6 protein-coding genes are annotated in these 7,288 nt (G+C 46.7%); 5 read left to right on the top strand and 1 reads right to left on the bottom strand.

Annotated elements, in window-relative coordinates; translation table 11 throughout:
• Positions 1-176: 176 nt before the first annotated feature.
• Positions 177-1,352 carry a 2-octaprenyl-3-methyl-6-methoxy-1,4-benzoquinol hydroxylase gene (locus KIO97_RS23020; protein ID WP_285384027.1) on the bottom strand — a complete coding sequence of 392 codons (1,176 nt, stop codon included), beginning with the start codon at positions 1,350-1,352 and terminating at the stop codon, positions 177-179.
• Between the two features lie 258 nt (positions 1,353-1,610).
• Here KIO97_RS23020 and miaB point away from each other — a divergent pair, with 258 nt between their 5' ends.
• The 5 genes from miaB (at position 1,611) to lnt (ending at position 7,237) form a co-directional block, all read left to right on the top strand.
• Positions 1,611-3,035: a tRNA (N6-isopentenyl adenosine(37)-C2)-methylthiotransferase MiaB gene (miaB, locus tag KIO97_RS23015; RefSeq protein WP_010446468.1), complete on the top strand. Its 1,425-nt coding sequence runs from the start codon at positions 1,611-1,613 to the stop codon at positions 3,033-3,035.
• Between the two features lie 73 nt (positions 3,036-3,108).
• Entirely contained in the window at positions 3,109-4,206 is a 1,098-nt protein-coding gene (locus KIO97_RS23010; protein ID WP_010446465.1) for a PhoH family protein, read from the top strand.
• A gap of 2 nt (positions 4,207-4,208) precedes the next feature.
• Entirely contained in the window at positions 4,209-4,673 is a 465-nt protein-coding gene (ybeY, locus tag KIO97_RS23005; RefSeq protein ID WP_005425552.1) for an rRNA maturation RNase YbeY, read from the top strand.
• Positions 4,674-4,779: 106 nt separating this feature from the next.
• Positions 4,780-5,679 (top strand): CNNM family magnesium/cobalt transport protein CorC, encoded by a 900-nt coding sequence (gene corC / locus KIO97_RS23000; RefSeq protein WP_005425551.1) that lies wholly within the window; start codon positions 4,780-4,782, stop codon positions 5,677-5,679.
• 37 nt (positions 5,680-5,716) lie between these two features.
• Entirely contained in the window at positions 5,717-7,237 is a 1,521-nt protein-coding gene (gene lnt, locus KIO97_RS22995) for an apolipoprotein N-acyltransferase (protein WP_285384026.1), read from the top strand.
• The last annotated feature ends 51 nt before the right edge of the window (positions 7,238-7,288 follow it).

Below are 7,288 nucleotides of genomic sequence, written 5' to 3'. Positions count from 1 at the left end.
TCTCTCCTTCCGCACCATTCTTGAAAAACCCAGCATTAATTTGCTGGGTTTTTTCTTTTTTCTGATTCTGGACTCGGTAGATCTCTGATTTATCGAATTAAAAAAGCGAGCTCATGGCTCGCTTTTTTTCTATCTATTGCTTTTTATCGACCGCTTTCTATGTGCTCTGAAGTCTTTTACATACCTAGCGCATACTTCAATACTTGCGCTTTGATCGGCCCTGAGTTTTCCGCCAGCTTCAATGCTGCATTACGAGCGAACTTCAATGGCCCTAAATCATTACTGAAGCCTTTGTAGAACACATCCATGCCCGTTTGCATTAACAAGTTATCTGGTCGACGGGCGCGCTCATATTTGGCAAGCAATGTATCGTTAAGTTGTTCTTGCTGCTCGGTAACCGCAAGCAGAACATCAACATCTTTGAAGCCGAGATTCACACCTTGCCCAGCAAGTGGGTTGATTGTATGAGCAGAATCCCCCACTAACACACAATTCTTGTTTGAATAGCTTTGGGCATGGCGACGAGTGAGCGGGAATGAGCCAAATTGTAGAACTTCAATATCACCCAACTCGGCAGGGAAATGACGCAGGATCTCTTCTCTTAACTGAGGTTTAGTCATAGCGCATAATTGTTTAATGCGTTTTGGCGAGTCATACCAAACCAACGAACCCTGCCCGACTTCTTTACCGTCTTCAGTTAATGAGCATAACGGCAAGAATGAACGTGGACCTGACGGAGTAAATTGTTGCCAAGTGATGTCTTGTTGCGGAAGTTCAGTTTTCACGTTGATCAGCATACAGTGTTGACGGTAGTCCCATGCCGTTACACCAATACCCGCCAATTGACGAACTTTTGAGTTCGCGCCATCTGCACCAATCACCCAATTAGCTTCAAACTGCTCGCCGCTTTCTAGCGTTACACGGTTTACCTCGGCAAATTCTATATCTTTCAATCGCTCTGGGCACATCACCGTTAAGTTGTCGTATTGTGCGAAAGTTTGCCAAAGGCCTAGTTGGATTAGGCGGTTTTCAACAATGTATCCTAACTGCTCCAACGAAAGCTCATCAGAGTGAAAACGTGTACGACACTCAGGATGTTCCCACGTTTCCAAACGACGATAAGGGCACACTCGCATGCTTTCAATCGCAGACCATGCACCTAATGAATCAAGTAACTTCACCGACTGATGAGAAATCGCGGAAACGCGAACATCCAACGCCTGAGAAACCTCAAACGCCTTTGGCTCTGCGCCTTCGACCATTACAACGCTTCTGCCTTGCTTGGCAAACCCAACAGCCACTGCTGCCCCGACCATGCCGCCACCGATTACGGCGATGTCATACTTGTTCATTTTTTGCTCTTCATCGTATTGATTAATTGGCGTTTTTTAATTGTACGTTCCATGGCTATTTTTACAAAATTGTTTAACAAAAAACCTTGCTGTATATAGGGCAAAAAACTAGATTTCATCAGGGTTTGCAGAGAATTCGTCAGATCACTAGTCAGGTGCTTTTTAAAGCAGTACAATACGCCGCTTACCGCCGAGATGGCGGCTATAATTTGGGCAATAGCTCTCCGATTTAAGTACAACTGAACGAGCGAAAGTGAGATGAGTAAGAAACTGCTAATTAAAACCTGGGGCTGCCAGATGAACGAATACGATTCATCAAAAATGGCCGACCTGCTTAATGCTGCAAACGGCTACGAGCTGACCGAAGAGCCAGAGGAAGCAGACGTACTTCTACTTAACACCTGTTCGATCCGTGAAAAAGCGCAAGAGAAAGTTTTCCACCAGCTTGGTCGTTGGAAAACACTAAAAGATAAAAAACCTGGCGTAGTTATCGGCGTAGGTGGTTGTGTAGCAACTCAAGAAGGTGACCATATCCGTCAGCGTGCTCCATACGTTGACGTAATCTTTGGTCCACAAACTCTTCACCGTCTTCCTGAGATGATTAAACAATCTCAATCGGATGAAGCACCAGTAATGGACATTTCATTCCCAGAAATCGAAAAGTTTGACCGTCTACCAGAGCCTCGTGCTGAAGGTGCAACGGCATTCGTTTCTATCATGGAAGGCTGTTCTAAGTACTGTACTTACTGTGTAGTACCGTACACTCGTGGTGAAGAAGTAAGCCGTCCAATGGATGACGTACTGTTCGAAATCGCTCAGCTAGCAGATCAAGGCGTACGTGAAGTAAACCTACTGGGTCAAAACGTAAACGCGTACCGTGGTCCTATGCACGACGGTGAAATCTGTTCATTTGCAGAGCTGCTTCGTTTGGTTGCATCTATCGATGGTATTGATCGTATCCGCTTTACAACAAGCCACCCATTAGAGTTTACTGATGACATCATCGCAGTATACGAAGACACACCTGAGCTAGTGAGCTTCCTTCACCTACCAGTACAAAGTGGTAGTGACCGAGTGCTGACTATGATGAAACGTCCTCACACTGGGATTGAGTACAAGTCGATCATCCGTAAACTGCGTAAAGCACGTCCTGATATCCAAATCAGTTCAGACTTTATCGTTGGTTTCCCTGGTGAAACAGACAAAGATTTCCAAGACACAATGAAGCTAATCAAAGACGTAGACTTTGACATGAGCTTCAGCTTCATCTTCTCTCCACGTCCAGGTACGCCAGCGGCAGATTACCCTTGTGACCTATCAGAGCAAGTGAAGAAAGAGCGTCTATACGAGCTACAACAAACAGTAAACACGCAAGCAATGCGCTACTCTCGTCAAATGCTAGACACTGAGCAACGCGTTCTGGTTGAAGGTCCTTCTAAGAAGAACCTAATGGAGCTACGCGCTCGTACAGAAAACAACCGTGTAGTAAACTTTGAAGGTAGCGCAGACCTAATTGGTCAATTCGTTGACGTGAAGATTACGGACGTATTTGCTAACTCACTACGTGGTGAGCTAGTACGTACAGAAAAAGACATGGACCTTCGTAGTGTGATTTCACCAACGCAAATGATGGCGAAAACACGTCGCGAAGATGAGCTAGGTGTAGCTACTTTTACGCCATAAGCTCGTACAAATAGCCATTGAGAGCCTGGTCGTTATCAGGCTCTCGTTAAGTGGCATAAAATGAGAGGCAACATTGAGCAATAAAATCGTAACGCTAGAAATCAATCTAGAACCTTCAGACAACCGCCGACTAGCAAGCCTGTGCGGTCCATTCGATGACAACATCAAGCATTTAGAACGTCGTCTAGGCGTTGAAATTAACCACCGTAGCGACCTTTTCACCATTGTCGGTAAACCTCATACCGCAGCAGCTGCGCTGGATATCCTGAAAACCCTTTACGTAGACACCGCTCCTGTCCGCGGCGAAACCCCTGATATCGAACCAGAGCAGATCCACCTGGCAATCAAAGAATCGGGTGTACTGGAGCAGAATACCGAATCGAACTTCGAACACGGTAAAGAAGTCTTCGTTAAAACGAAAAAAGGTGTGATCAAGCCTCGTACACCAAATCAGGGTCAATACCTGATGAACATGGTGACGCACGATATCACCTTCGGTATCGGTCCTGCTGGTACTGGTAAAACTTACCTAGCGGTTGCAGCAGCCGTTGACGCACTAGAGCGCCAAGAAATCCGTCGTATTCTATTAACTCGTCCTGCGGTTGAAGCAGGTGAGAAACTGGGCTTCCTACCTGGCGATTTGAGCCAGAAAGTCGACCCTTACCTACGCCCTCTCTACGATGCCCTATTTGAAATGCTGGGCTTTGAGCGCGTAGAAAAGCTGATTGAACGTAACGTGATTGAGGTAGCACCTCTTGCTTACATGCGTGGTCGTACTCTAAACGACGCCTTCATCATTCTTGATGAGAGCCAAAACACCACTGTAGAGCAGATGAAGATGTTCCTGACGCGAATTGGCTTCAACTCTCGTGCGGTTATCACCGGTGACGTCACTCAAATTGACTTACCTCGCGGTGCGAAATCGGGTCTTCGTCATGCAATTGAAGTACTGAGCGAAGTTGACGACATCAGCTTTAACTTCTTCCAAGCTGACGACGTAGTGCGCCACCCAGTGGTAGCGCGCATCGTTAACGCTTACGAGAAGTGGGAAGCGCAAGACCAGAAAGAACGTAAAGAGTTCGAAAAACGCCGTCGTGAAGAACGTGATGCCAAACTGCTAGAAGCAGCCAAAGCAGAACTGAACGCACAAGTCGCGGCAACTAAGGAATAACCATGGCAATTGAACTTGATTTGCAACTGGCAGTCGAAAATGAAGAAGGCTTACCTTCTGAGCAAGATTTCCAATTGTGGCTAGATAAGACTATCCCTCTTTTCCAACCACAAGCGGAACTGACAATTCGTATTGTCGACGAGCAAGAAAGTCACGAGCTAAACCACGAATACCGTGGTAAAGATAAGCCGACCAATGTGCTGTCTTTCCCATTCGAAGTACCACCTGGTATGGAAATGGACCTACTAGGCGATTTGATCATCTGTCGCCAAGTTGTTGAAAAAGAGGCAGTAGAGCAGAACAAGCCTCTACTAGCACATTGGGCGCATATGGTTGTACATGGCAGCTTGCATCTGCTAGGTTATGACCATATCGAGGATGATGAAGCTGAAGAGATGGAATCCCTCGAAACAGAAATCATGCAAGGTATGGGTTATGAAGACCCGTATATTGCTGAAAAAGAGTAACTTTGGTTGCTCGACAGGGAAAGGCGAACCACCCAGATAACCATCTCGTGCTCGTCTTTCTATGTGAGCTATCACACATCTGATAGCGTTACTTAATTGAGAAACAATGAACGAAGATAATTCTCCCTCTTCTAATGAAGGCAAGAAAGAAAAGGCAGAAGGTCCGAGTAGAAAGTCCTTCTTTGAACGTCTAGGTCAACTATTTCAAGGCGAACCAAAAGACCGCCAAGAGCTTGTGGATGTAATCCGCGACTCAGAAATCAATGACCTGATTGACCACGACACCCGCGACATGCTTGAAGGTGTTATGGAAATCTCCGAAATGCGCGTGCGTGACATTATGATCCCGCGTTCGCAAATGGTTACTGTTGAGCGCACAGACGATCTAGATACTTTGATCGCACTGATCACTGATGCTCAACACTCTCGCTACCCTGTGATCAGCGAAGATAAAGACCATGTGGAAGGCATTCTACTAGCGAAGGACTTACTCAAATACTTGGGCTCAGGCAGTAACCCATTTGATATCGAAGAAGTAATTCGACCAGCAGTCGTGGTACCGGAAAGTAAACGCGTCGACCGCCTGCTAAAAGAATTCCGTGAAGAACGTTATCACATGGCGATTGTTGTCGATGAATTCGGTGGTGTTTCTGGTCTTGTGACTATCGAAGATATCCTTGAAGAAATCGTAGGGGATATTGAAGATGAGTTTGATGACGATGAAGAAACCGATATCCGTAAGCTGAGCAAACACACGTTTGCTGTCAGAGCTCTGACAACCATTGAAGAGTTTAATGAGACATTCGGTACCAACTTCAGCGATGAAGAAGTGGATACCGTTGGCGGCATGGTAATGACTGCTTTTGGTCACCTACCATCGCGTGGCGAAGTCGTGGATATTGAAGCATACAGCTTCAAAGTAACGGCTGCCGACAACCGTCGTGTCATTCAACTTCAAGTGACGATTCCAGACGAAGAAAAGCTGGTTGAAGCCACTCAAGAGTAACGCGATACCCTAACATCGGGAATATCAGAAAAATAAAATGATGAATGTACTCTTTCATCGCCTCAAGCGGCCCTTAGTGGCCGCTTTTGTTGGCGCCTCCACTACCCTAGCATTTGCCCCTTACCAGTTATGGCCAATCGCCATACTCAGCCCTGCCATTCTACTTATTCTTCTTGCAAACCAATCGCCTAAGCGCGCGCTTTGGATCGGTTATGCCTGGGGGCTAGGTCAATTTGCGACGGGTGTAAGCTGGGTTTACGTCAGCATTGCTGGCTTTGGCGGCATGCCGCTAATTGCAAACCTCTTCCTTATGGGCCTACTGATCGCTTACCTGTCGGTTTACACCGGCCTGTTTGCATGGCTCAGCAACAAGTTCTTCCCAGAATTTACCCTAAGCAAAGCACTGCTTGCAGCCCCTGCATTATGGCTAGTCACCGACTGGCTGCGCGGCTGGGTAATGACAGGCTTCCCTTGGCTATGGCTTGGCTACAGCCAAATTGATGCGCCATTTGCTAGCTTTGCGCCTATTGGTGGTGTAGAGCTATTAACCCTGTTCATCATGATCAGTGCTGGCGCATTGGCGTACGCATGGATCCACAAGCAATGGTTAATGATCATCATCCCTTCGGTGCTATTAAGTGCGGGCTTTGGTATCCGTCAGTACGATTGGGTCACTCCACGTGTGGAAGACACCACCAAAGTTGCGCTGATCCAAGGTAACGTCGACCAGAACCTAAAATGGCTACCGAGCCAACGCTGGCCAACCATCATGAAATACGCGGACCTCACTCGTGAGAACTGGGATGCTGATATCATCGTATGGCCAGAAGCCGCGATCCCTGCATTTGAAATTGAAGTACCATCGTTCCTAAGAAACATTGATGCTGCCGCGAAGATGAATAACAGCGCCATCATTACCGGTGTCGTTAACCAAGGTGAAGATGGCCAGTTCTACAACAGCATTCTATCGCTCGGTGTGAATCCATACGGCGATTACAGCTTTGATATGGATAAGCGCTACCACAAACACCACCTATTACCATTTGGTGAGTTTGTGCCGTTTGAAGATGTACTGCGTCCACTAGCGCCATTCTTCAACTTACCGATGTCATCGTTCAGCCGTGGCGACTTTGTTCAGCCAAACATCGTGGCGAACGGTAAGCATATGGACCCAGCACTGTGTTATGAAATCATCTTCAGTGAACAAGTGCGCCAGAATGTTACCGACGATACTGATTTCATTCTAACGCTGTCTAATGATGCGTGGTTTGGTCATTCGATTGGTCCATTGCAACATATGGAAATCGCTCGAATGCGTGCTCTTGAGCTTGGTAAGCCACTTATTCGTTCGACCAATAACGGCGTAACAGCGGTAACCGACCATAAAGGTAAAATCATTGAGCAAATCCCTCAATTTGAAACCGCAGTACTTCGTGCAGAGCTTGTACCTACCGACGGACAAACTCCGTATCGTATCGTGGGCACATGGCCGCTCTACGTTTGGGCTGGATTGAGTTTGATGTTGGCTTGGTGGTTACCAAGAAAGAAAAAGTCATAAACGCAAAAAAGAGGCTCTAGAGCCTCTTTTTTATTCCATCACGTTTTAACG

This window comes from Vibrio sp. B181a, from assembly GCF_030248375.1.
Lineage (GTDB): Bacteria > Pseudomonadota > Gammaproteobacteria > Enterobacterales > Vibrionaceae > Vibrio > Vibrio campbellii.
This window is presented reverse-complemented; position numbering and strand designations above follow the sequence as displayed.

Excerpts from the sequence above, each read along its gene's own strand:
- KIO97_RS23020 (WP_285384027.1), bottom strand. The coding sequence starts at position 1,352 with ATGAACAAGTATGACATCGCCGTAATCGGTGGCGGCATGGTCGGGGCA.
- miaB (WP_010446468.1), top strand. The coding sequence starts at position 1,611 with ATGAGTAAGAAACTGCTAATTAAAACCTGGGGCTGCCAGATGAACGAA.
- ybeY (WP_005425552.1), top strand. The coding sequence starts at position 4,209 with ATGGCAATTGAACTTGATTTGCAACTGGCAGTCGAAAATGAAGAAGGC.
- corC (WP_005425551.1), top strand. The coding sequence starts at position 4,780 with ATGAACGAAGATAATTCTCCCTCTTCTAATGAAGGCAAGAAAGAAAAG.
- lnt (WP_285384026.1), top strand. The coding sequence starts at position 5,717 with ATGATGAATGTACTCTTTCATCGCCTCAAGCGGCCCTTAGTGGCCGCT.